The following is a 25,289-nucleotide window of genomic DNA, read 5'->3' as shown; positions in this document are numbered from 1 at the left end:
TTAAAAAATAGATAAAAAGATTATGTATAAATATATCTATATGATAAACTTATACATATAAAATTAAATAATAATTTATAGGGGAGAGGGATAAAGTTATGGTAGAAATTGTAATAGATAATAAGGTAGATTTATTAATACATAATAATGAAAAATAAAAGAGGTAAAAGGTTCTTGGCAAATGGGAATGATACAACAAAGTTGTATATTATCATCTACAATAAAAAATGAGCATATAATACCAAATAAAGTTGAAGAAGGTATAGAAGTGATTAAAAATAATACAGGAATATTTTCAAATTTTAGAGGACATAGTTTGTTTTATTTATCAAATTTATTATCTAATAAAGAAAACAAAGAAGAGTCATTTAATTCAATATTAAATACTTATAACAAGTTAAAAGAAAATAAATTTTTCAACGATACATATTTACCATTTACAGCTATTATAATAGATGAAAATAAAAATAAGGTAGATATAGATACAGCTATTTATAGAACTAAATATGTATATGACTTTATGAAAAATAACCATCCATTTTTAACATCTAGTGATGATTATTGTAGGGCAGCGCTTATAGCTATAAACTCAAAAAATTTAGATAGTGATTTAGAATATATGGAAAACTGTTATAAAGTTCTTAACTCAAAAGGATTCTACAAATCTAATAATCTTCAATCACTTTCACATATAATGGCTTTTGATAAAAATAAAAACGAAGAAAGCTTAAATAAAGTATTAAGAATAAAAAGACTTTTAGAAACTAATAATTGTAAAATAGATGGATATGGATATCCACTAATAGGAGCCATATCATTATTAGAATGTGACGAAGAAATTTTAGTTAAACAGATAAAAGAGGTATCTGATAAGTTAAAAGATATAAAAGGCTTTGGAAATTGGGCACTAGGTAAGAACAATAGGAATATAATAAGTGCTGCTATTGTCGCTTCTGCATATGCTGATTGTTTCAAAGAAGAAGGTAATTTAGACATAATAACAAATAATATATTTTTAGAAATAATAATAGCTATTGAAATTGCTATTATGGTAGCTATGATAGCTGCGGTGAGTGCATCTTCATCTGCAAACTAAAATTAATTTATGGGAAATATGAAGTTAATCAAATCTAGAGTTGATTCAACATTATATAGATTAGAAAGTTATATAAGAAAAGATATAGATATACTTGAAGAATTAGAAGAGGATCTACTTATGTATAATTGCGTTAATTCTGAAAAATCAAATCAGATAAATTTAAATAGATATAAAGATATAGCAACACGAAATGTAATTAGCTGGTAAAATATAAAAGGTGATAATTTTCTAGTAAAATAAGTATCACCTTTTATTTATTTTAATTAAAGCCATATTTTGATATATAAGTTTCTAAGTATCTATTAACTACGAATGCTTGAGAAGCCTTATACCCAGACTTATAGAGTTCTTCCATAGTTTCCTTTGGAAGATTAAAGTCTGTTGCAGAAACATTTAATGTAGGAATATTTATAATTCTCAAGGAATCTTTTTCTTTAAAATAGACATCTTCATTTGTATAGAGTGAAGTTTTTACAATGTCTAGTAAGTAATGAATTGGGTTTTTAGACTCATGAATTTCTTGATTTGTATCTTCAGACAAGTTAAGTCCAATTGTTGGATATTTAGAATTACAGTTTGTATCGAATATCCATATAGGAAAGTTACTAAGTAGGCCTCCATCTACTACAAAGCATGATTTATTAGCATACTTTAATTCAACTGGATAAAAATAAAGGGGTATGCTTACGCTCATTCTAACGGCTTTAGATATTTCAAACTCCATAGGATCTAAACCGTAGTCAATTAAATCATCTGGTAAAACTAGTAACTTTTTTCTAGTTACATCTGAAGCTATCATTTTAAGTCTACTTTCTCCATTAGCGGAAACATCTTTAAATTTGGTTTTTCCTTTTTGTTTAAATTTTTCATGTAAAAAATCCTCTAAGTATTTTCCTGAATAAATTCCTTTATGAAATGTAACACTCAATAAATCTCCTGCAAAGGGAATAAATTGAAAAATATTTTTATCTTTAAACTTAGGATAATCTATATCATATAAAATTTCTTCGATTTCAGATGATGTATATCCAACAGACAATAATGAAGCAACTAAAGCTCCAGCTGAAGTACCAGCTAATCTATCCCACTCATAACCGCTATCTTCTAGACATGCTATAGAACCAACTAATGCTATACCTTTCATTCCTCCACCTTTACATACTAAATTTGCTTTCATATATAAACACACCACCGCAATTAAAATTTAATACTTTATATAATATGAAAAGTATTAAAAAAAGTTAAAAGTACATAAAATAGTTATTATGTTGTTGCAGGATTGTATTTAATGTGATATTATTATATTAGATAAATTAAATATCGCGGGATGGAGCAGTTGGCAGCTCGTTGGGCTCATAACCCAAAGGTCGCAGGTTCGAGTCCTGCTCCCGCAACCAATTATAAGTAATTTCAAACTCTTATATCACTAGGTATAAGGGTTTTTAATATACAAAAAAGAATGCGGAGGACAAGATGGTAAGAAAACAGAATATGGAGCAAGGTTTAAAATACAATAAGATACAAAAACTGAATAAAAATTTTATGTATCAAGATTTAAAGAGAAGTAATTGTTACAATAGTGATTTTTCAGGGTCTAATTTTAACTTTACAAGTTTAAGAGGAGCTCATTTCAAATCTTGTAATTTTTATGGATGCACATTTAAAAATGCAGAGTTAATTGGAAGTAACCTAAAAAAGAGTAAGTTAAAAAAAGCTAAATTTGAAAACACTGTGTTTGATTCAGTAAATTTAGAAGGTGTAGACTTTTCAGGAGCTCAATTTAAAAACACTATATTTTTATCTACAGATTTAAGCAAAGCTGTAAATATTAAATTTAACTCATCAGATGTTAAGATATTTGATGAAATGCCTAAATTAGATGTAAGTGAGAAACTTGAAGACTCAATAAAATTAGCTATGCAAAATGAGTTCGTAAAAAAATCTAGAACATTAGATACAAAAGATGGTGAAATAAATAGTATAAGCATCATGATTCTTTTAGAAAACTTTAAAGAAAAACAATTAATTGATGGGTTATTACTAATATCAGAAAAAATGGACAAGGAATTTTGGACATTAAGCTATATAATAAAAACTTTGCAAACATATAAAAATCAAGGTCTTTTATAATAAATAAAATTGTATTAAATTACACTAAGGAGAATACATGATAAAAAGAGAATTTGAAATAAATGATATTGCTTGTATAGCAAAAAATAGAAGACTTAAAGCTCATATTGATGGAAGTGAAACAAACACTAAAACTATATCTTTAAAGTCGGGGGATAAAGTTAAGATACTGGACTATTATGAGGTTGAAAAATATGGATATTCATATGAAGCAGAATTTAAGAAAGATGGAACTGTGTATATTATAAGAAAGCATTTAAGCCAATCTGACTTAAAACCTAAAAGTCAATTATAAAAAACATAAGTTTTTAGTAAGCAGTTAAATGAAAAAGAGATTGCCTTATACAGGGAACCTCTTTTTTTAATTTTATTAAAAATTTAACATTTACTATAAGTTTTTAATATATATAGCCGTACATATATAATAGAGGAGGGCGGTAAATTATGATAAAGCACAAGAATATAAAAAACATAGTCACATGTTTTACTATCGTTATAGGCATTGGTTTTAATACGCTTACAAGCTTTGCACAAAGTCCAAACAGTGAAGAAATAGATAACGGTATAGCAAATTTAAGTTATAATAAAAATGAAGTATTAGCTAGCAAGGGGGACAGTATTGAAAATGTAACTCCAAGAGAAGGATTTAAGACCAATAATAAATTTATTGTAGTTGAAAGAAATAAAAAAACATTAACAACATCTCCAGTAGATATATCTATTATAGATTCTGTAACAGATCGTACATATCCAGGAGCTCTGCAACTTGCAGATGACTCTTTTGTAGAAAATAGACCTAATATTTTAATGTGTAAGAGAAAGCCTATTGATATAAGTATTGATTTACCTGGAATGAAAAAAGAAAATACTACCAATGTTCAAAATCCAACATATTCAAATGTATCAGGGGCCGTTGATGAATTAGTATCTAATTGGAGCGATAAAAACTCTCAGACACATACATTACCTGCTAGAACACAATATACAGAATCTATGGTATATAGCAAATCTCAAATTTCTAATGCACTTAATATTAACGCAAAGTTGCTTGATAATTCACTTGGAATAGATTTCAATGCAATATCAAATGGAGAAAAGAAGGTTATGATAGCAGCATATAAACAAATATTTTACACTGTAAGTGCACAGCTTCCAAACAATCCTTCTGAATTATTTGACGATAATGTAACTTTTAAAGAATTAGTTAGAAAAGGTGTAAGTAATGAAACCCCACCACTTATGGTGTCTAATGTAGCTTATGGTAGAACTATATATGTAAAACTAGAAACTACATCTAAAAGTAAAGATGTTCAATCTGCTTTTAAAGCATTGATAAAAAATAATAATGTGAGTAACAGTTCTCAGTATCAAGATATATATGATAATAGTTCATTTACAGCTGTTGTTTTAGGTGGAGATGCACAAGAACATAATAAAATAATAAGTAAAGATTTTGATGAAATAAGAAACGTTATAAAAAATAATGCTACTTTTAGCTTGAAAAATCCTGCATATCCAATTTCATATACAAGTACTTTCTTAAAAGATAACTCAATTGCTGCAGTACACAATAAAACAGATTATATAGAGACTACAAGCACTGAGTACTCTAAAGGAAAAATTAATTTAGATCACAGTGGAGCATATGTTGCTCAATTTGATGTATCTTGGGATGAAGTATCTTACGATGAAAATGGGAATGAAGTTTTAACTCATAAAATATGGAATGGAAGCAACAATGATAGAACTGCTCATTTTTCAACAGTAATACCATTAGAAGCTAATTCTAAAAATATAAATATTTTAGCTAGAGAATGTACTGGACTAGCTTGGGAATGGTGGAGAACTGTTATAGACGAACATAATGTTCCTTTATCTAAGAATATAAATGTCTCTATTTGGGGAACTACGCTTAGCCCAAGAACTAGTATTGAATTTAATTAAAATATGAACAAAAGCCATTATAGTTGATAAAACTAAATGGCTTTTTATAGTTTACAGTTTTATAAGGATCTATATAAAATTATATAGTTGTAAAAGTGAAAAAAATAACGAGGATAATTTGGAAATTTCAATTTCATTAAATATAAATTAATATAATTACATGTTTAACCCTAAAGGAAATCAAAGATATAATTAAAAATAATACAAATAATATTTTTATAATGGATAATTGTTTTTGAGTTTTTGAAATTATAAATAATGATGTATCATATTTTAAAGTATTTAGAATTTGGAGGTCATGATGTATTTTAATAATGATTGACGTAAATCTAATAATCTGATACGGTTAAAAAATTTTCAGAATTAAAATTTATTTTACTACAATTCATCATTTTAGACATTTTATATAATTATTAAGCTTAAGTATTAATGTTAAATTAAAAATTATATGAGAGGTGTTAAAATGGAAACATTAAAAACAAGATATATTGATTTGCCTACTATGGCAAAGTATTTAAAAAACGTTGGACCAAAAAATGTTATGAAACGTCTTGTTCCATATCTAGAAAGTGATTACAGACGTTGGAATGAGTTTCAAAAAATGCCAAGAACTGCACATCATAGTGATATAGGAGTACTTGAATTAATGCCTATAGGTGATTCAGAAACTTATTCATTTAAATATGTAAATGGACATCCGGAAAATCCTAAACATAATTATTTAACAGTAATGGGTATAGGACTTTTAGCAGAAGTATCAACTGGATTCCCGTTATTTTTAAGTGAACTAACATTAACAACTGCTATTCGTACGGCAGCTACTTCAGTAATGGCTGCTAAGTATTTAGCTAAGCCTAATCCAAAAAAATGGCACTTATAGGAAATGGTTGCCAAAGTGAATTCCAATCCCTTGCATTTCATCACATACTAGGTATAGAAGAAATTAACAACTGTTACTGCAGACAAGAGAAATGCTATAATTATTACACCGGATATGGTTGAACCAGGTGTTCATATAAATGGAGTTGGAGGAGACTGCCCAGGTAAAACTGAACTAGATTCAGAAGTTCTTAATATGGGAGATGTATATGTTGAGTTTGAGCCTCAAAGTCGTATAGAAGGAGAAATTCAGCATATGAGTAAAGATTTTAAAGTGACTGAAATTTGGAATATAATTAAAACTGGAAAGCCTATAGATAGAAAGCCTGATGAAATTACTATTTTTGACTCTGTAGGTTTCGCATTAGAAGATTTTTTAATTTTACGATTAATGTATGATATTGATAAAGCAGAGAATATAGGTATTCCGCAAATTCTTGTACCAAAACTAGAAAATCCTAAAAATTTATATAGCATGTTAAGATAATAAATTATTAATAAAAAGCCATAAGAGTTTATAAACTACTTATGGCTCTTTATATTTACATATCTTCGGATAATTCATAGATATAATCTCTATCATCTTTACTTAATAAAATATTTGTTAGCTTAGCGATAACAAATATACCAATCAAGTTTATAACAAGCCTAGTTATAGTAAATTTCCAACCAAGTGATGATCCCTCAAATAATAATAAAGGAAGCTTAGTAGTAGACCAAGCTCCAATAAATATTAAAACATTAGAGAAGCTAGCACCTTTTTTAAGTAGTGTACCACCTATAGGAAAAGCTGCATATAGTGGACCAGCTGCTGCTGACCCAAGTAGAAAGGCTATAATAACACCTACAAAGCCAGAATCATTTCCCATGAATTTTATCATTTTTTCTCTAGGTACCCAAACATCTAAAAGTCCTAAAAGTAAGAATATTGGTGGAATTACCTTGACCATTTCTATTACATTAGATGTTGTCATATTAATAGCTTCTTTCCCTTTTGATGGTATAAAAATTGAAATTGATAGCAATATAAATATCATCAATATAGAAACTTTATATCTTTTTAGTATTGATTTCATTATAAAACCACCCCCATTACAGCTGCAACAATCACAGAAAATATGAATGCTAGAATATTTCTAATTATAGTTGCTTTTTTGCCCCAATATTTAGATTCAAGAGGAATTGTAACTATGCCCACCATCATAAGTGTAGATATAAATGCAGCTATTTGTGTAACACCCGCTCCATTTTCCAATAAAACTTTTGCAAGTGGAAAAGCTACAAAGCTAGGGATAATTGTTATAGAACCTATAATAGATGCTGTTAAAACTCCAAAGTATCCACTACTATCACCAATTATTGAAGAAATGATTTGGGCATCTATAAAAGCAAGTGCAACTCCTATGACTATTATTATAGTTATAAACTGAGGTAAGATATTTTCAAACGATTTCCAAGCTTTTCTTACAGCCATTTTACTTTTATTTTTATCTTTATAAATTGAAATTATAAAAAGTACAATAGCTAAAATATACATAATTTTACTAAACATATCACACATCCTTAACAAATTTTTTTGATGAATTTATTGTAATTGATTTTGAATATCAATTTCTGTGATAAAATCACATAAATATAATGTGAATTTTAAAATTAAAATCGTATTTAGCCATATAAAAACACCCCAATCATTAGATTTTTAGTCCAATAATTGGGGTGTAGTACATTAAGCTATATACTTTTAAATAACAAACATCGCAACTACAGTAGTTACAATTAAACCTGTAGCAACAGGAATTAGATTTCTTTTTGCAAGTTCTAAAGGGCTCACTCCACATATAGCAGAAGCAGAGACTACAGCCCAAGGAACTAAACAACCACCACCAGTCCAGATAGCTCCGATTTGACCAAGAGCAGCTAGAGTTCCTACATTAGCATTTATAGCTGTTCCAAATACAGAAGCAGTTGAGCCAGCTAAAGCCATTCCTGAAAAACCAGATCCATCAAGTCCTGTTATAAAACCTATAATAGTTTCCATAGTGCAGACAATATATTTATTTAGAGGAACGATTTGAGATAAATATATACCTATATCAGAAAGTAAACCTTGAGAACCTGCTGGTAGTACATTCCCTAATAATTTAGTTAATGGAGATACTTCCCCCATGTAAAAAAATGCTCCTATAGGAATAATGACTGCAAATATTTTTATACCAAATAAAAATCCATCAGTAATGTTATCACATATTTGTTCAAGACTTTTTTTACCATAGTTAATTATGTTAATTATAATTAATAAAAATATAGCAGTTCCTCCGAGTAGTGCAGTTGCATCTCCTCCTTTTAAGTTAAAAACAAGCATAGCTACAACATCTAATAAAAATAAAGTTAAAACTAGAAATGTTGCAATTTTAGCTTTTAAATTAAATTGCTTGATTGAAACCTCGTTAATGTTACTTAACTCATCTTTAAACAATCCGTTTTTTATATCTTTTTTTAACATATAAAATGACATCCCTATAGTAACTATAGCCATAACCCAAAATAAAACCATACCATTATTAATAACATCATAAACTTCTATGCCTGCAGCTCCAGATGTTATGCTTGGTGCTCCTTGAATTATAAAATCTGTTGAAAGAGCCAATCCATGACCAAAGAGATTTAAAGATACAGCAACCCCAATAGCTGGGAGACCAGATCTTATGGCTATTGGCAAAAATATTGCTCCAACTAAAGCAACTGCAGGACTAGGCCAAAAAAACCAAGATAAAATTAACATTGTAAATCCTATAGTAAAAAAAGCTGTAGTTTCATTTTTAATTACTTTTGAAAAAGGTTTAATCATATACTCTATGGCATAATTACTTTCCAATGATTTAGATAGTGCTACCATAATAGAAATAATCATTATTACGGGTCCTAATTCTACCATTGATATAATTAATCCATTAAATACAGCACCTATAGAGGCTGCTATATTGTTTGTATAAAACAATGCTAAGAAAAAAACTCCTAGGATACAAGGTACTATTGTATCCTTTTTCATCATCATAGCAATTAGTATTATCACGATGAAAAAAATATAAATATAGTGTGCGCCACTTAATACCATAGGACTACCCCCCCTCTATGTGATAGTCCATTATATGAAGAAGTTTTCATCTTAGTTACTATTAAATTTTAAAAAATTGTTTACCTATTTTGATTTTCAAATCTAAATAGATGTAGAAAAAATAGGTAAAATATTGAAATTTAACTAGAGATTCTATAAAATTAAATTATAAAAAGTAAATCGGGGGAGAAAATGTCAAATTACATATATAGAAAGATAATAGAAGATAGTCCTATAGCATACTTACATATAGAAATTATAAAAGATGAAAATAATAAATATATAGGGGTAAAGATAAAAGATACGAATAAAGCTTATGAACGATTTTTTGGGGTGGGAAGTGATCAAAAATGTAATGATTATATAAAAACTAAAATGTCAAAAAGAAAGGGAAGAATGGGAATATATTTTTGAAAATCAAAAAATAAAAAATGTATAAAAGAAATTTATGTAAAAGAATTAATTCCTACTTTAATATTGAGGTATATGGTACGGAAGGTAATGAACACCATATTAGACTTACTAAAGTTAGTAAACAACATATGAATTTATCCTCAACCTTAAAAAATTCACCTTTTATAGCATGGATAAAAAACAGAAATGGTGTATATGTAGATGTAAATAAGAAATTTTTAGAGTTTTTTGATAAAACTTATGCTGAAGTTATAGGACATACTGACTATGAATTATTTCCTGAAGATAGGGCTAATGAATTTATAAGGACAGATAATATGATTATCAAATGCAATAAATTAGAGGTTTATGATGAATTTATAAATTCAGGTAATAATAAAAATATGTATCTTCAAACTGCTAAGTGGCCTTATACTGAAGAAAATAATAGTTTGATTTTAGGGACAATAGGTATATCAATTGAGATAACAAATAAAATTGAATTATTGAATAACATAGAAAAAAATGAGAGAACTTTTTTAGAAATAGCAAACAATATTGAAGAAGTAATTGTCATCGCTGATGATAAAAAAGCTTATTATATAAGTCCGTCTTTTGAAAGAGTATTTGGAACTAATCCTGAGAAACTATATGATGATATAAATGTTTGGAAAGAAAACTGGGAGAGTTTTGAACCACAAGGAAATGAAAGGTATGATTATAACTATAAAAACCCAATTTTAATAACTTTTAAAGGTATTAAAAAATAAAGAGGAAAAGTGGTTTTGGGTTAGAATTGTATCTTTACTAGATGAGAATGGAAATATAATTAAAAAATATGTGTAATAAGTGACATAACTCAGAGTAAAAAAGGTGAGTTAGAAGTTGAAAAATTGAGAATGGATTTTTTAGCTAATATATCACATGAACTTAGAACACCTATAAACCTAATTTTGAGTTCTTTACAAGTTTTAAACTTAAAGATGGATTTATTAGATGAAGAGATATTCAATTATTTTAGAAGATATTTAAATATAGTAGAGCAAAATGGAAGAAGATTATTAAAATTAGTAAATAATCTAATTGATACTACTAGGTTAGAGTCAGGTTGCTTTAGTTACAATCCTAAAAACAAAGATATTATTAGTTATGTGGAAAATATATGTTTATCAGTATCTGAATTTGTAAAAAGCAATAATTTATCTATAATATTTGATACAGATACAGAAGAAAAACTTATTGCATTTGATCCTGATAATATGGAAAGGATAATTTTAAACTTAATTTCTAATGCAATTAAATTCAATAAACCTGGAGGAGAAATTGAAGTCTCTATAAACTGTAAAGATGATATAGAAATAAGTGTAAAAGATTCAGGTATCGGGATTCCTGAAGATAAAATAGACAAGATATTTGAAAGATTTGAACAGGTTAAAAACAATTCAAAACAAGAAGGTAGTGGTATAGGACTTAACTTAGTTAAATCCTTAGTTGAAATGAATAAGGGTAGCATAAAGGTAAAAAGTGACCTAGGAAAAGGTAGTAAATTTACTATAATATTGCCAAATTCATTAGTAAAAGATTCTTCAAAAACTAGTTGCGAAAATAGCGATTATATTAGCAATGAAAATCAAATATCTGTAGAGTTTTCAGATATATGTATATGATGAAATGATGGAATAGTCTGTATATTTAATATATAGACTATTTTTTATTTGTTATAATAAAACGTTAATTTACTTGTAAAATAATGGTATAATATACTCGTTGATGTTAAGATTTCTAACAAAGCTAAAATGAATGGAGGAGAATATGAGAGATTCAATAAAGATTTTTAAAAGAGATATGAAAAATCTAATTAAAAATCCAATAGCACTTATAATAGTTATAGGGTTGTGTATTATCCCATCTTTATATGCTTGGATAAATATTAAAGCATGCTGGAATCCTTATGAAAATACTAGTAATATACCAATTGCTATAGTTAATAAGGATAAAGGGGCAACTCTAGATGGCAAGCGTCTAAATGTGGGAAATGATGTAATAACTGAATTAAGAAAAATAAAAGTATAGGATGGAAATTTGTAAATGAAAAAAAGCTAATGCAGGAGTGCTTGATGGAACTTATTATGCAATGATAGAGCTACCAAGTGACTTTACAAAAGATTTAACTAGTGTTACAAGTGGAAATCCAACTAAGCCAACTATAATATATAAAGTAGATACAAAATCTAACCCAGTTGCTGGTAAAATTACAGAAGTAGCTGAAGAAACACTTGTTAATCAAATTAATTCAAATTTCATTGCTACAGTAAATAAAACAGTATTTTCAGCTTTAAATATATATGGTAAAGATATTAATGAAAACAAGGACAAGATATTAAAATTAAAAAAACTATAATAGAGCTTGATGAGCATATGGATGCTGTTAACTTTGCACTTGAGAGTGTAAATGGAAATTCAGAAAATTTAGCTACATATTTAAAAGATATTCAAAGTACTTTACCACAAGTTACAACAGGTATTGATGCAGTTTCTGATTCTAATATGAATGCAAGTAAAAACTTAAGCAATATAAAAAATAATTTGAATGATTCATTAAATGGGGTTAAATCTACTTTAAATCAAATTAATAATCAAAACAATCAAATAAAAGATATAGTGAATAGATTGAACAATTCAAGTTCTGATTCGAAAGAAATAGTAAGTTCATCTATATCACAATTAGAGAGTCAGATAAATAATAGTAAATCTCAAATTGATTCTGTTATTAACCTTTTAAATAAATTTAATGATGTAAGAGAAAATGACAAAATAACAGCATTAATTGGGGATTTAAATAAAATAAAAGACTTACTTAATAAACAACAATCAAAATTAGATAATCTTAAAGGTCAATTAAATGGATCTGCAGATTCTATGAAAGATGCAATTGATTCAATAAATGAAACAGCTGGCGAATTATCAAATAGAACTAACAACTCTATAAATTCGTATGATTCACAAGTTAGACCTATTTTAAATAAAACTGCGGATAGCTTAATAACATCAACAAAGGATGCAGCTAATTTAGTTGATAGTTCTAAGGGGTTAGTTAAAGCAACTAACGAAATATTAGGATATGCATCAAAAGGAAGCGATTTAACAGCAGAAATGACAAAAGATTTACAGACGAAGTTAAATCAATTTAAGGATACTATACACTTATTAAGTACTGAACTTAAAAAAGTAAATGATAATGATTTAGATTCAATAATAGCTATATTACAAAGCAAGCCTCAAGTTATGGGAGACTATCTTTCAAATCCATTTAACTTAAAATCAGAACCAATATATCCAATTGAAAATTATGGTTCAGGAATGGCTCCTATATATACGACATTAGCTTTATGGGTTGGAGGATTAGTACTAGTATCATTACTTACAACAGAAGCTGATGAGTTTGTTGGGCTAAGTATAAAGAAAAGATATATTGGTAAGATGATTACTTTTGTATTTTTTGCAATGATACAAGGGTTTATTGTAGGACTTGGAGACAAAGTTATATTAGGAGTTCAAACTGATAGTTTGGGTCTGCTTATATTTACTACAGTTCTATCTTCAGCAGTATTTACAATAATACTATATACACTAGTATCATTATTTGGAAACATAGGGAAAGCAATAGGGATAATATTAATGGTTATTCAAATAGCAGGTTCTGGAGGAACATATCCTATACAGGTAGACCCTTTAATATTTAGAATACTTCAGCCATTTTTCCCATTTACATATACACTAAGCAATTTAAGAGAGGCTATAGCGGGTCCGCTTTTAAGTACTATTATGTTTAATACATTTATACTTATATTTATGGGTGGCATTACTATAATGATAGGGTATTTCTTAAAAGAAAAGCTTAATGAATCTGTTAGAAAGTTTGAAAAAGGATTTAAAGAATCTGGATTGTCAGAGTAATTTTATAGAGGTGAGGAAATGAAAAAAGTTTTTAAAATATATTTAAGAGATTTAAAGCACATAACAAGTATTCCAGCAGCCTTTATAATAATAGCCGGGCTTTGTTTAATACCTTCATTATATGCATGGGTAAATATACAAGCATGCTGGAATCCATATATAAATACAGGGAATATACCTGTAGCCGTAGTCAATAAAGATGAAGGGGCATCAGTTAATGGAAAAGTTATAAATGTTGGAGATGAAATTGTTGAAAATCTTAAAAAAGACCATAATATAGGTTGGGAATTTACAGAAGAATGGCAAGGAAATTATCAGTTAAATGAGGGTAAGTATTATGCTTTAATTGAAATACCGAGCGATTTTTCAAAGGATTTAGCATCTCTTTCAACTAAAGACCCTCAAAAGCCAAACATAATATATAAGGCTAATGAAAAAGTAAATGCAATAGCTACAAAAATTACAGATGTTGCTAAAGATAAATTGGTGGAAGAGGTTAAATCAAACTTTGTAGATACTGTAAATAAAGAAGCTTTTAGCTTCCTTACATCACTAGGTGTCAAGCTAGAAGATAATAAACCACAAATAATTGAGTTAAAAGAAACATTAGACAGTACAGCAAGTAACTTGAAAAAAATTGATAGCTATGTAAAAGAAGCAAGTACACATGCTAATAATTTGAAAAAATATTTAAAAGATACTAAAGGGAACCTTCCTTTAATCACTAAAGAAGTAAATGATTTAAAATCAGTTATAAATAATGGTAAAGATTTGGTTTTAGTTACTCAAAACAATACTAATAATGCTTCTCAAAATTTAAGTAGTAGTATGAGTTCTATAAATAGTATGAACAGCAACTTGCAAAATCAAATTAATAATTTAAAAGATTTAAATAATAGCGGATCTACTGAAGATTTGGGAAAAGCTATAGAATCGATATTAAATACAATATCATCTATGCAAAGTAATCTTGATAGTCTTATATCAAGTCTTGAAAAATAGGTAGTGATAAAGTAAATAATTTAATAAATTCTCTAAAAAAATTAAGTGGAATACTTGATTCAGAAAGTGAAAAACTTGAAAGTATAAAATCATTAATTAACAATAATGAAGGAAAAGAAAAAATCAATGAACAACTAGATTCTTTATTAGATTTATCTAATGCATTTAATAACAAGTTAAATTTAATAAGTGGAACATTTAATTCAGATATATCAGGTGTTTTAAATAGTGTAGGGAACTCTATGATTTCTAGTTCAAGTGATATGAACAATGTATTAGATAGCATAAATGTTTTAGTACCTCAGTTAAATGCACTATCTAACTTTGGAATATCAAGTAGCAACTTAGCTATAAAACAATCTGAAAACATAGCTAAACAATTAGATAAATTTGAAAAAGATTTAGATGTATTAATTGAAAAAACTAATATATTAACAGATGAAAATTTAGATAAGTTAATTTCAACACTTGATAAAAATTCGAAAGAAATAGCTTCATTTATAGCATCTCCAGTTAATGTTAAAACAGAAGAACTTTACAAAGCTGGAATATTTGGAGTTGCCTTAATGCCTTTTTATTCAGTTCTAGCAATATGGGTAGGAGCACTTTTAGCTACATCGTTGCTTACTACAGAATGTGAAGAATTAGAAGGAGAACGTACAAATTTAGTTCAAAAACATTTTGGAAAAATGCTTACATTTATGACTGTATCGCTGATACAATCATTGATAATAGCAATAGGTGATATATTTATATTCCAAGCGCCTGTAAGTATACCTTTATTATTTTTATTTACAATAGTATCATCAATTTTATTCACAACAATGATATTTACTCTAGTATCATTATTTGGTAATATTGGTAAGGCTATTGCAATAGTAATAATGGTATTTCAAATTGCAGGGTCTGGTGGTATATACCCAATACAAACAAATCCTAAAATATTTGAAGTATTACAGCCATTTTGGCCATTTACTTATGCTATAGATGGATTTAGAGAAGCTATAGCAGGCCCTAGTATGGATGCTGTTTATCATGACTTAATAATGTTAACTTTATTCTTTATAATATTCTTAGCGCTAGTTGTATTTAAAAAGACATTCCACAATGCTACAGAATTTGTAAATGAAAAATTTAAAGAATCAGGATTATAATTAAAAAGTACCTATTTAGGTACCTTTTTTAATTATAATAGTTTGGGTTACTTTAAAGTTACTTATTACAAATTATTTATTAAATTGATATAATTATTAAAGATATAAATTATGGTAAATTAAGAAAAAATAGGAGGTACAATGGATAAATTTAATTTGATCGTAGTTTTTATAGAAGGGGTAATATCGTTTTTTCTCCGTGTATATTGCCAATACTACCTATTTATTTAAGTATGTTATCAAATAGTAGTATAGATAGCTTAAAAAATGATAAAAAAATATTTATACATAGTTCACTTTTTAAAAATACTATATTTTTTACGCTTGGAATATCTGTAACATTCTTCATATTAGGATCATCAGTAAATGCTCTTAAATCATTTTTTAATAGTAATAAAGATTTCATAATGATTCTAGGAGGAATTATAATAATTGTTATGGGTCTATTTTATATAGGAATTATTAAGTCATCTATATTAAATAGAGAAAAAGATTTAACATGAAACCTAAAGAGATGAACCCAATTTCAGCTTTTTTATTAGGATTTACATTTAGTTTTGGATGGACTCCTTGTATAGGTCCAATATTAGCATCTGTACTTGTTATGGCATCAAATTCAAAAGACATAGCTACATCAAACTTGTTGATTTTAATTTATACAATAGGATTTATATTACCATTTATAATAGTTTCTATGTTTTATAATAAATTGTTTAAATCAATTGATAATATGAAGAATCATATGGGATTAATAAAAAAAATAGGTGGTATAATACTTATAGTATCTGGACTAATAATGGCTATAAATGGAGGTTTAGAACTGTATAATTCTAGTAGTAATAAAAGTGAAATAACCCAAGATAATTCAAATATTGAAAATGAAAATAAAGATGATAATAAAATAATGTCAATAGACTTTAATTTATATGATCAATATGGAAAAGAACATAAACTAAGTGAATATAGAGGCAAAACTGTATTTTTAAATTTCTGGGCAACATGGTGTCCACCTTGTAGGGGTGAAATGCCTCATATAGAAGATTTATATAAAGAATATAATAAAAATCAGGATGAAGTGGTAATTTTAGGAGTTGCATCTCCTAATTTGGGTAATGAAGGATCAGAAGAAGATATTAAGGAATTTTTAAATCAAAATAAATACAATTTTCCTGTTGTGATGGATAAAGATGGGGCTTTAGCTTATCAATATGGAATTAGTGCATTTCCTACAACGTTTATAATAGATAAAGATGGATATGTAACACAATATGTACCAGGGGCTATGGATAAAGAGACTATGAAATCTCTTATAGAGGGAGATCAGTAAGTATACTTTATATTTTTAAAAATCAAAATACATAAAAGAAATAGCAAAATACATGGATATTTAAATTAAATATAGTTAATATAAAGCCATTAATATAAAGTGAAATTTATATTAATCGGCTTTTTTATGCTTTATAAAATTAAATATTAAATGGACATGGATTTTATTGATATAATCATATAGGAAAAATTTTACAAAATATAAAACTTTTTATAAATTAAATTCGTTATATAAGTGAAAGGGGGATGAAAATGGCTCAATCGGATGAAAAATTAATAAAAGAAATCTTAAAGGGAAATGAAAGTGCAATGGAAGTCTTAGTAAAGAGATACTATGATATGGTACATAGCTTTGTATATAGAAATGTAAATGATTATAACATCGCTTATGATATAACCCAAGAATCATTTATAAAAATGATGAAAAACATAGATAAGTATAAGTTAAAAGAGGGAAATTTTAAAAGCTGGTTATTAAAAATTGCACTTAATACAACTAAAGATTATTTTAAAAGTAAAATATACAATCAAAGAAAGAGAAGTGACGATATTAGTAATTATGAAATAGAAGATAAGACGAATGTAATAGATATATTATCAAAAAAAGAAGAGGCTATTAAGATAAAAGAGGCTTTAAGTAGTTTACCTAAAATTCAAAAAGAAGCTTTAATACTTAAATATTACAATGATTTAAAAATTAAAGAGATAAGTGATATAACAGGAGAAAATGAAAATACAATAAAATCTAGATTGTTTAATGGAGTTAAAAATCTAAAAAAATTACTTGGAGGTGATAATTATGAGCAAAACACCAACGATAAAAGAAAATCTAAGATATGATGATATAGAAAATGAGGATTTTGAAATTTTATTAGATGAAGAATTTTTAGATATAGAAAATTTCTTAAATAGCTATATTGTAAAAGAGGTTGATGAAGAAAACGTAGATTTAACTATAGATAAATTAAGAAATTATATGCCACAAAATAAAAATGAAGAAATAATTAAAAATGAAAATATGAATTTATATAGTAAAATCAGTACTAGTATGGGGCTGTTAAAAATGCAATTTAAGATATTTAATAAGTTGTACTTAATTGCATCGATAATTCTTGTTTTATGTGGAGTAATTGGTACTATAAAACTTAATTTAAATCCATACTTATGTGCCTACACTGTATCTCCTATACCAATAATTATTGGGTTAGCTGAAATATTGAGAGGAAAAGAAGAAAATATGTGGGAGTTAGAATTAAGCTATAAATATTCATTTAGAGAAATACTATTTGCAAAGTTAGTAATAATATCTACAACGGCTATAGCTTTAACTTTAGTAACTAGTTTAATATTAACAGGAACTTATTCTGAAGTTAGCTTATTAAGGATAATAAATATATGTTTAATTCCAACTTGTTTTATATCATTAATATCACTGATATTAGCATCTATCTATAGGGGAATGAACAGTATAGTATTATCTACAAGTATATGGATAGTTGTAAGCAATATGGTAGACAACGACACTATTAACTATATAGTAAATGTAAAGAACTATAAGTTGTTTTTAGTACTTATATTGCTATTTGTACTTACAATGATTGCATCAAAATTATTTTATAAAAAAAGTATAAATTCTATAGATTATAAAAACTTAGATTTTTAGGGGGGAATTAAATGGAATTAATATTAAAAAATATAAATAAATCGTTTAAAGATAAAATAGCAGTAAGTGATTTTAATGTGACTTTAAATAATGGGATATACGGTTTATTAGGACCTAATGGAGCAGGAAAAACATCTCTTATGAGAATAATAGCTGATGTTTCAAATGCAACTAGTGGAGAAGTATACTTAAATGGAAAAGTAAATCTGAATTAGGGGCAGATTATAGAAGTTTGCTTGGATACTTACCACAAGATGTAGGATTTTATAAAACATTTACGGCACAAAAATTTTTAGAATATGTATCTACTTTAAAAGGTTTGGAAAAAGAATATTCAAAAGTAAAAATAGATGAACTTTTAAAATTTGTGAACCTAGAAAAAGATAGAAATAGAAAAATAGGTAAATTTTCAGGAGGTATGAAGCAAAGATTAGGAATTGCACAAGCACTTTTAAACGATCCAAAAGTTTTAATATTAGATGAACCAACTGCAGGTCTAGATCCTAATGAAAGAATAAGATTTAAAAACTTAATATCTGAGATATCAAAAGATAAAATAGTAATCTTATCTACTCATATAGTTTCAGATGTAGAGTTTATATCAAATGAAATAATTATTATGAAAGATGGTAAATTAGTTGAAAAAGATACTCCAAATGAACTTTTAAAGCGTATTAGAGGGAAAGTATATAGCTTGAGAATAAAAGAAGACATGCTTCATAAAGTTCAAAATGAATTTAAAGTTTCTAATATAGTAAGGGAGAAAGACCATATTCTAGTTAGAGTTGTAGGCCATGAAAATATACATATAAAAGATGTTGACGTAATAGATGAAAATCCTAGTTTGGAAGATTTGTTTTTATATTATTTTGATGAAAAGATTAGCTTTTAGGGGGAATAGTTATGAAGGATTTAATAAAATTTGAATTATATAAGATATTTTCTAAAAAATCAGTTTTAGCATTGATAGTAATATGCATAATATCATCTGTATTACCATCTATAACTGATTATTTAGATATGAAGGGAAAAGGGTTGAAAAGTTATGAAAATATAAAAAAAGTAGGACAAGAATATGAAGGACAAGTTATAACTGATGAAAAATGAAATATTTAGAAAAGAATGGATTACAGATAATGGAAAAAGATAGCAAGGGCGAGTATGTTACAGATAAAGAGAGAGTATCAGCGTATGGAATATATGATTTTTTTATGGCTGCAAACCCTGAATACATGATAAACGGAAGATTTTATAAATTTGATGATATAAAAAAAGAGATTGCTAAATTAGAAAAAGATGGAGAGAAAAGTAGTTATGAATATAAAGAGTTTAAATATATACATGATTTAATTGAAAAAAAACCTATACCTAAATTTTATTTTAAATTTGGGTGGAGAAATGCAACTGAATTTAATATGAATCCACTGTGGATGGCTATTTTGATAATTGTATCCATATGTACTATATTTAGTAATGAATATCAAAGTAACACTGCATCAATAATATTTAGTTCAAAAAATGGACAAGGTAAATTAACGCTAGCAAAAGTTATATCCGGGTTATTATTCTCTACAATAATATTTCTGGTTATAAATGGTATACAAGTTGCTATAATGGCTATGCATGGTTTTGATGGATGGAATTTACCATTAGGATTTTTACCTAGTTATGCAAGGACACCATATATTATGAATATAGGGACATTTTATATGATGGGGTTATTGGTGAGCTATATAGGAGTTGTACTATTTACATTATTAATTATGTTAGTATCACTAATTAGCAAAAATGATATGATATCTTTTGCAATCAATGTAGTGATATTACTAGGCCCTGGATTTTAGCTAAAATTATGCCTACATATATGTTGACTAAGATTTTTATGGAATTAAATATAGAAAATTTAATAGGACCAATAAGTATGTTTGGAAATATAAGTACCTATAATATACTCGGAACTCCTACTCTATATTTAAATGTCATAGTTTCAATTGCTGCAGTAAGTATACCTATAGTATTATATCTAATACATAAGATAGGTAAAAGACAAGTTGTATAAACTTTAATTATAATTAATAATTCCAATTTAAAATATTACATAAGGTATTTATATTTGATATACTTTATGTAATATTTTTTACGCTTAAGGAGGAAATAGAGTGGGTATAAATATTAGAAAATAACAGTTGAAAGATAGAGAAGAAATATATGATCTAATAAAGGAATCATTTAAAAGTGCAGAACATTCTGATGGAAGTGAGCAAGATTTGGTAAATAGACTTAGAAACTCAGATAGTTATATACAAGAGTTATCACTTGTAGCAACTTGTGATAAAACTATAGTTGGGCATATTATGTTTACTAAAATATCAATAGAAAACAAGGACTTAAAGACAGAATCACTTGCATTAGCTCCACTTTCGGTATTACCTAAATATCAAAGACAAGGAATAGGTAGTAAGTTAATAAGTGAAGGCTTACGTATTGCGAAAAACTTAGGATATAAGTCGGTTGTAGTTCTTGGAAGTGAAAAATACTATCCAAAATTTGGATTTAGAGAAGCTAAAGAATTTAGGGTAAATCCACCATTTGATATACCAAGCGAAAACTTTATGGTTATAGAGCTTGAACCAACTTCATTAAAAAATGTAAATGGAGTAGTTAAGTATGCAAAAGAGTTTTTCGAAGCTTAAGAATTAAATAATTTGCAACCAAAATGCTATCTTACAAAAGTGTAACTTAAATGTAATTTATATAGATACTAAAAACTTTATAATTAGTATATTATTATTACATAAAGACAAAGAAAAAGACAAAGAAAGGTTGCAGATAGTCATGAAAATATTAAAATTTCAAGAATTTAAATATTTTTACAAGCAAAAAGAGAATTTAAGACTAGTATATATAACTATGGCTATACTTTTAGCAGCCATAGCATGTACAAGTACTATACTTTTAGTTGTTAGTAGTAAAATAGAAACAAAAAAATCAGATTATCCATTTATATTAAACTATATGTCTTCAAGTTATAATTATATGAATGATGAGCAATTATCATCTATTGAAGATACATTAAATGAATCAGGCTATAAATATCAAAAAATAGATTATAAATTATTAAACATAAATAACGAAGGTAAATATGCAATAAAGAATTCAGAATTTAATAAATTAGCAAAAAAACTTAATTTAGACACTGTGAATTTAGGAGTAAATGAAACTTTAATTGTACCAAGATTTGATAATGAAAAATATAAAAATAAAATAAGTAAATTTAAAGATTTTGATATAGGTCTTTATAATTTAAATGTAAAAGGTATTGCTACAGGAAAAATACTTCCCAAAGGTGTTGGAATATGGGTTGTAGTAGTAAATGATAAAATATATTCACAGTTAGAAAAAGACTTTGGGAATACTACAGTTAATGTAACTGGATATGATTATAATAACTGGGAAAAAAGTTCTAAAGTAGATGAAACAATACAAAATAAACTAAAAAATGCTTCAATAAACAATTATGAAAAAAGACAAAATTATGATTCATTTTTTAGCTTACCAAAACTTTTTGAAAATAACTCAAGTATTGATAATAAAGCATTTTGTATAGATGTTTTTGTATCTATAGTATTTATGTTAATAAGTATTAGCTTTTTATATTATAATTTCTATAAAAATATGAAAGTAGAAGAAATAAAAGAAGATAAAAATATTGAAATTCCTACATTATCATTTAATGTATAACAAAAAAGGTTTAAGTATTAAATTAATACTTAAACCTTTTTACATGGAATACACTTAGTGCAATTAGGGCTTGAGCACTATAGTAAACTAATAAATTTAAAGCTCCAAGAATTTTAGGTGGATTTTTATAAAAATAATCAAAAGCTAATATTAAATCAGATAGTACAAATAACAATGCACCTATTGTAACTATCAAAATATCAAAGCTAGAGCTATTTGATAAATATAAATTTAATGATTGAGCAAACATAAAACTAATAACTATAGCGTAAAAAGCTACATAATTAAACATTCCTTTAAAATCTAATCCTTTTATTGACTTTAAAAATAATAAAGAAATAGATGATAAAATTATTGTGAAAATTATAGTATATATGCTAAACTCACTAATTGATATAAAACCTACAGAAAACAATATATGTGCAAAGCTAAAACTTAAAAGACCATATATAAAGTTTTTACTCATAGTAGATTCGCTTTCTTTTGCATATATAAGAAAAACATCTCCAAATAATGAAAATATAAGACCTAATAATATAAATATGAAATATGAAAAGTTAGTACTATTTTCAATGAATCCACTTATAGCAATAAATACAAATAGTATACTAGTTATTGTTTTAGATATTCCACGATAATTTTTATAAGGTTTATATGTAAAATATAATAAGAATGTTAAAGCAATAAACATAAAAAGTAACAATAAATAAGTCATAAAATTCCTCCCTGGTTAAATTTACCTTTATATAAAACTATAGTATCATACTATGCATTAAACATTAAATAAAAAACAATATAATTAAAAATAGTATAACTTATAATATAAAAAATTATATATGTGGTTAAATATGCTTCTTGAAAATAACTTGTTTTTAATGTAATGTATTACTATGTGAAATTTTAACAATAAAATTTAAGGAGATTTAAAAGTGACTTATATAAATGCAAAAAGTAAATATTTAATAAATGTAAAAAATATTAAGGTAAGCATAAATTTGATACATTAGTAACAAAATCGGTTAATATAACAGAAGATCAAATTGAAGAATGTAAAAAATATGCTGAAAAATATATAGAAGAATCTAATGATTATAAAGTATTAGTACCAGCATCTGTTAAAGATGAAAAATACAAAAGAAATTGCAAAACAAATGGTATTTGCAGATAAGATAGGAGAATGTGCAGTTTTAAATTATTTTAAATATAGGGGTCTTAAGGCAGATATCTTAAAAAGTAATAAAATAGGTATAAAAACTTATATAGACAAAGATATTCATAATAGACTTATAATAGATAAAAAGAAATCGAATCAAAAATAAAAAACCAATATTATATTGGAGCACATCTAAATCTAGAAGTTGAAGATAAAAAACATCCAATTAAAAAATATTTAGTTAAAAATATTTATGATATAAAAAGAGTTCAATTATATGGATATTTAGAAACTAAATTTATAGAGAGTTTAAGATATGAAGTTGTAAATAAAAAGGATGGAAAGAAAGAATATAAGTTCTATACTAAAAAAGCTTCTAATTATGAAAAGAAAGATAAGTATGCTAATTTTGGATTTGATTGTAAATGGTATTACTTAGATAGAGTGATGGATATAGAAGGATTAGTAATGAAAATAAAAAATAGTTTATAAGTTTAAATTAACTATGAAAAAGATTCACTTTTATTATTATTTTTTATTAATAGAAGTGAATCTTTTTTATAAGTTGAATTATTACTGTATATATGATATTTTAGGAAAAGATTAACAAATTTTCATGGGGGTTAGATATGGATAAAAAACTTAGTAATAAAGCTATTAAATCTTGGATTATAGGAAGAACAATTGGATTAATAATCTTTATATCTATTTACTTAGTGTTAAGATTGGTTTTACCTATACTTGAGATAAATACAATTAACTATATTCTTGATAACTATATATCATGGATAAATGTGATTACACTAATTATTGTGGGTTTAATTGGGATATCTGCATATATAGAACCATTTTTTGAATATAAGCAATGGAGTTATAGGATAAATGAAGAAGAAATATCTTTTACAGAAGGAATATTTTTAAAGAAAAGTGTTACAATTCCAATTGTAAGAATTCAAAATATAAACTTATCTGAAGGACCTATAAACAGAAAATTTAATTTAGCTGATGTTAAGATTGGAACTGCAGGTGGAAGCTATAAAATTCCTAATCTTGATAAAGAAGAAGTCGAGAAAATTAGAGAGTTTTTAAAAATTAAAATCAATGAAAATGTTAGAGAGGAGCTTGATGCATAATTATGAATGAAGAGGTTAATGGCAATAAAACTAATTATGAAAATAAAAGCTTCACAAATGAAAATATAAAAATAAGAAATAATTGGAAGAGTTTAATTTATAAACTTATAAAAGGGACGATCAGCAATTTTGGACTAGGTGTACTTTTTATAGTATTTCTAAAACAATGGTTTTGGACAGCTATAGTGCTATTTGTAGTTTTAGACATTATATTTTCAATAATAGGTTGGAAGTATGAGTATATAAGCATAAAAGATAATGAAATACATTATTATAAGGGAATATTTTCAAAGGAGACATTAATAATACCAAAGAAAAGTTTTAAATCTATGGACATATCACAGAACTTAATAGAAAGATTATTAGCATATAAAATTGTGAAAATAGAAAGTCCTTCAAAAGATTTTGGTATAGACGACATAAAAATGAGTTTGAATAATGAACAAATTGATATACTAAAATCTTTTTCTCTTAATGATTTGAATAAGGAATGCTTAGGTGATGTAAATGAAGAGTATGTAGTTAATAATATAAAAGACAATGAAGAGTCTAAAGAAATAAAAGAAAAAAGATAGAAACTAAAAAGTTAGTTATATATGG

Annotated in this window: 32 protein-coding genes, 1 tRNA gene and 1 pseudogene; 29 read left to right on the top strand and 5 right to left on the bottom strand. The window is 26.2% G+C overall.

The genetic code is table 11. The annotated features are described in order from the left end of the window. Positions 1-181 precede the first annotated feature (181 nt). Positions 182-1,096, top strand: a complete 915-nt coding sequence (locus LEQ07_RS02840; RefSeq protein WP_263329454.1) for a DUF4003 domain-containing protein — start codon at positions 182-184, stop codon at positions 1,094-1,096. A 9-nt stretch (positions 1,097-1,105) separates the two neighbouring features. Beyond that, positions 1,106-1,306 (top strand): hypothetical protein, encoded by a 201-nt coding sequence (locus tag LEQ07_RS02835; RefSeq protein ID WP_263329453.1) that lies wholly within the window; start codon positions 1,106-1,108, stop codon positions 1,304-1,306. A 52-nt stretch (positions 1,307-1,358) separates the two neighbouring features. On the opposite strand, the gene LEQ07_RS02830 is transcribed toward LEQ07_RS02835, so the two are convergent. Next, positions 1,359-2,276: a patatin-like phospholipase family protein gene (locus LEQ07_RS02830; RefSeq protein ID WP_263329451.1), complete on the bottom strand. Its 918-nt coding sequence runs from the start codon at positions 2,274-2,276 to the stop codon at positions 1,359-1,361. A 144-nt stretch (positions 2,277-2,420) separates the two neighbouring features. Between LEQ07_RS02830 and LEQ07_RS02825 the strand changes: the two genes are divergently transcribed. From LEQ07_RS02825 to LEQ07_RS20020, 5 genes and pseudogenes are all read left to right on the top strand, one after another. Then, positions 2,421-2,496 (top strand) — tRNA-Met (locus LEQ07_RS02825). Positions 2,497-2,572: 76 nt separating this feature from the next. Then, a complete protein-coding gene (locus LEQ07_RS02820) occupies positions 2,573-3,229 on the top strand; it encodes a pentapeptide repeat-containing protein (RefSeq protein ID WP_046823850.1) in 657 nt (218 codons plus the stop codon). A gap of 37 nt (positions 3,230-3,266) precedes the next feature. Next, positions 3,267-3,524 carry a hypothetical protein gene (locus LEQ07_RS02815; RefSeq protein ID WP_021429386.1) on the top strand — a complete coding sequence of 86 codons (258 nt, stop codon included), beginning with the start codon at positions 3,267-3,269 and terminating at the stop codon, positions 3,522-3,524. 149 nt (positions 3,525-3,673) lie between these two features. Beyond that, complete coding sequence (locus tag LEQ07_RS02810; RefSeq protein ID WP_263329448.1) at positions 3,674-5,173, top strand: thiol-activated cytolysin family protein; 1,500 nt, start codon at positions 3,674-3,676, stop codon at positions 5,171-5,173. A gap of 448 nt (positions 5,174-5,621) precedes the next feature. Then, a pseudogene (locus LEQ07_RS20020) lies at positions 5,622-6,539 on the top strand (ornithine cyclodeaminase). 55 nt (positions 6,540-6,594) lie between these two features. Here LEQ07_RS20020 and LEQ07_RS02795 read toward each other — a convergent pair. From LEQ07_RS02795 to LEQ07_RS02785, 3 genes are all read right to left on the bottom strand, one after another. Continuing rightward, the gene (locus tag LEQ07_RS02795; protein WP_046822850.1) at positions 6,595-7,128 is read right to left on the bottom strand and encodes a permease; all 534 of its coding nucleotides are present in this window, start codon (positions 7,126-7,128) and stop codon (positions 6,595-6,597) included. Next, positions 7,128-7,604 carry a permease gene (locus tag LEQ07_RS02790; protein ID WP_263329446.1) on the bottom strand — a complete coding sequence of 159 codons (477 nt, stop codon included), beginning with the start codon at positions 7,602-7,604 and terminating at the stop codon, positions 7,128-7,130. Before LEQ07_RS02790 ends, LEQ07_RS02795 begins: the two co-directional genes overlap by 1 nt. A gap of 189 nt (positions 7,605-7,793) precedes the next feature. Continuing rightward, entirely contained in the window at positions 7,794-9,167 is a 1,374-nt protein-coding gene (locus LEQ07_RS02785) for a hypothetical protein (RefSeq protein ID WP_263329445.1), read from the bottom strand. A 192-nt stretch (positions 9,168-9,359) separates the two neighbouring features. Here LEQ07_RS02785 and LEQ07_RS02780 point away from each other — a divergent pair, with 192 nt between their 5' ends. The 19 genes from LEQ07_RS02780 to LEQ07_RS02700 all read left to right on the top strand — a co-directional run bounded on the left by LEQ07_RS02780 (position 9,360) and on the right by LEQ07_RS02700 (position 22,403). Beyond that, on the top strand, positions 9,360-9,581 hold the full coding sequence (locus LEQ07_RS02780) for a hypothetical protein (RefSeq protein WP_263329444.1): 222 nt from the start codon (positions 9,360-9,362) through the stop codon (positions 9,579-9,581). A gap of 128 nt (positions 9,582-9,709) precedes the next feature. Next, a complete protein-coding gene (locus LEQ07_RS02775; protein WP_263329443.1) occupies positions 9,710-10,330 on the top strand; it encodes a PAS domain-containing protein in 621 nt (206 codons plus the stop codon). A 129-nt stretch (positions 10,331-10,459) separates the two neighbouring features. Next, positions 10,460-11,227 (top strand): sensor histidine kinase, encoded by a 768-nt coding sequence (locus LEQ07_RS02770; RefSeq protein ID WP_046822851.1) that lies wholly within the window; start codon positions 10,460-10,462, stop codon positions 11,225-11,227. Positions 11,228-11,372: 145 nt separating this feature from the next. Beyond that, positions 11,373-11,633 (top strand): YhgE/Pip domain-containing protein, encoded by a 261-nt coding sequence (locus LEQ07_RS02765; protein ID WP_263329441.1) that lies wholly within the window; start codon positions 11,373-11,375, stop codon positions 11,631-11,633. A gap of 37 nt (positions 11,634-11,670) precedes the next feature. Continuing rightward, a complete protein-coding gene (locus tag LEQ07_RS02760; RefSeq protein WP_263329439.1) occupies positions 11,671-11,961 on the top strand; it encodes a YhgE/Pip domain-containing protein in 291 nt (96 codons plus the stop codon). Between the two features lie 17 nt (positions 11,962-11,978). After that, a complete protein-coding gene (locus LEQ07_RS02755) occupies positions 11,979-13,517 on the top strand; it encodes a YhgE/Pip family protein (RefSeq protein WP_263329437.1) in 1,539 nt (512 codons plus the stop codon). An 18-nt stretch (positions 13,518-13,535) separates the two neighbouring features. Then, positions 13,536-14,519, top strand: coding sequence for a YhgE/Pip domain-containing protein (locus tag LEQ07_RS02750; RefSeq protein WP_263329436.1), 984 nt, complete (start codon positions 13,536-13,538; stop codon positions 14,517-14,519). Further along, on the top strand, positions 14,516-15,673 hold the full coding sequence (locus LEQ07_RS02745; protein ID WP_317851996.1) for a YhgE/Pip domain-containing protein: 1,158 nt from the start codon (positions 14,516-14,518) through the stop codon (positions 15,671-15,673). Before LEQ07_RS02750 ends, LEQ07_RS02745 begins: the two co-directional genes overlap by 4 nt. A 233-nt stretch (positions 15,674-15,906) precedes the next feature. Continuing rightward, the gene (locus tag LEQ07_RS20575) at positions 15,907-16,176 is read left to right on the top strand and encodes a cytochrome c biogenesis protein CcdA (protein WP_334307494.1); all 270 of its coding nucleotides are present in this window, start codon (positions 15,907-15,909) and stop codon (positions 16,174-16,176) included. Further along, positions 16,173-17,000 (top strand): cytochrome c biogenesis protein/redoxin, encoded by an 828-nt coding sequence (locus tag LEQ07_RS02740; protein ID WP_332842859.1) that lies wholly within the window; start codon positions 16,173-16,175, stop codon positions 16,998-17,000. Before LEQ07_RS20575 ends, LEQ07_RS02740 begins: the two co-directional genes overlap by 4 nt. A gap of 251 nt (positions 17,001-17,251) precedes the next feature. Then, positions 17,252-17,839: an RNA polymerase sigma factor gene (locus LEQ07_RS02735; protein WP_263329434.1), complete on the top strand. Its 588-nt coding sequence runs from the start codon at positions 17,252-17,254 to the stop codon at positions 17,837-17,839. Then, entirely contained in the window at positions 17,799-18,662 is an 864-nt protein-coding gene (locus LEQ07_RS02730) for a hypothetical protein (protein WP_263329432.1), read from the top strand. Before LEQ07_RS02735 ends, LEQ07_RS02730 begins: the two co-directional genes overlap by 41 nt. An 11-nt stretch (positions 18,663-18,673) precedes the next feature. Then, positions 18,674-18,877: an ATP-binding cassette domain-containing protein gene (locus tag LEQ07_RS20015; RefSeq protein WP_317851991.1), complete on the top strand. Its 204-nt coding sequence runs from the start codon at positions 18,674-18,676 to the stop codon at positions 18,875-18,877. A 17-nt stretch (positions 18,878-18,894) separates the two neighbouring features. Next, positions 18,895-19,554: an ATP-binding cassette domain-containing protein gene (locus tag LEQ07_RS02725; RefSeq protein WP_317851990.1), complete on the top strand. Its 660-nt coding sequence runs from the start codon at positions 18,895-18,897 to the stop codon at positions 19,552-19,554. An 11-nt stretch (positions 19,555-19,565) separates the two neighbouring features. Then, positions 19,566-19,769, top strand: a complete 204-nt coding sequence (locus LEQ07_RS02720; protein ID WP_263329430.1) for a hypothetical protein — start codon at positions 19,566-19,568, stop codon at positions 19,767-19,769. Beyond that, on the top strand, positions 19,766-20,506 hold the full coding sequence (locus LEQ07_RS02715) for a hypothetical protein (RefSeq protein ID WP_263329429.1): 741 nt from the start codon (positions 19,766-19,768) through the stop codon (positions 20,504-20,506). Before LEQ07_RS02720 ends, LEQ07_RS02715 begins: the two co-directional genes overlap by 4 nt. An 8-nt stretch (positions 20,507-20,514) precedes the next feature. After that, positions 20,515-20,721, top strand: coding sequence for a hypothetical protein (locus tag LEQ07_RS02710; RefSeq protein ID WP_263329428.1), 207 nt, complete (start codon positions 20,515-20,517; stop codon positions 20,719-20,721). A gap of 127 nt (positions 20,722-20,848) precedes the next feature. Continuing rightward, complete coding sequence (locus LEQ07_RS02705) at positions 20,849-21,355, top strand: GNAT family N-acetyltransferase (protein WP_263329427.1); 507 nt, start codon at positions 20,849-20,851, stop codon at positions 21,353-21,355. A gap of 142 nt (positions 21,356-21,497) precedes the next feature. Next, on the top strand, positions 21,498-22,403 hold the full coding sequence (locus LEQ07_RS02700; RefSeq protein ID WP_263329426.1) for a hypothetical protein: 906 nt from the start codon (positions 21,498-21,500) through the stop codon (positions 22,401-22,403). A gap of 22 nt (positions 22,404-22,425) precedes the next feature. Here the strand turns inward: LEQ07_RS02700 and LEQ07_RS02695 are convergent, their stop codons facing one another. Continuing rightward, positions 22,426-23,118, bottom strand: a complete 693-nt coding sequence (locus LEQ07_RS02695) for a lysoplasmalogenase (RefSeq protein WP_263329425.1) — start codon at positions 23,116-23,118, stop codon at positions 22,426-22,428. A 406-nt stretch (positions 23,119-23,524) separates the two neighbouring features. On the opposite strand from LEQ07_RS02695, the gene LEQ07_RS02690 reads away from it, so the two are divergent. The 3 genes from LEQ07_RS02690 (at position 23,525) to LEQ07_RS02680 (ending at position 25,264) form a co-directional block, all read left to right on the top strand. Further along, positions 23,525-23,722: a hypothetical protein gene (locus LEQ07_RS02690; protein ID WP_263329424.1), complete on the top strand. Its 198-nt coding sequence runs from the start codon at positions 23,525-23,527 to the stop codon at positions 23,720-23,722. Positions 23,723-24,185: 463 nt separating this feature from the next. Continuing rightward, positions 24,186-24,689, top strand: coding sequence for a PH domain-containing protein (locus tag LEQ07_RS02685; RefSeq protein WP_263329423.1), 504 nt, complete (start codon positions 24,186-24,188; stop codon positions 24,687-24,689). A 2-nt stretch (positions 24,690-24,691) separates the two neighbouring features. Then, complete coding sequence (locus LEQ07_RS02680; protein ID WP_263329422.1) at positions 24,692-25,264, top strand: PH domain-containing protein; 573 nt, start codon at positions 24,692-24,694, stop codon at positions 25,262-25,264. The last annotated feature ends 25 nt before the right edge of the window (positions 25,265-25,289 follow it).

The organism is Paraclostridium sp. AKS73 (assembly GCF_025671395.1).
GTDB classification, from domain to species: Bacteria; Bacillota; Clostridia; order Peptostreptococcales; family Peptostreptococcaceae; genus Paraclostridium; species Paraclostridium benzoelyticum.
The sequence above is the reverse complement of the archived record's forward strand: the minus strand, read 5'-3'. Positions and strand labels throughout refer to the sequence as shown.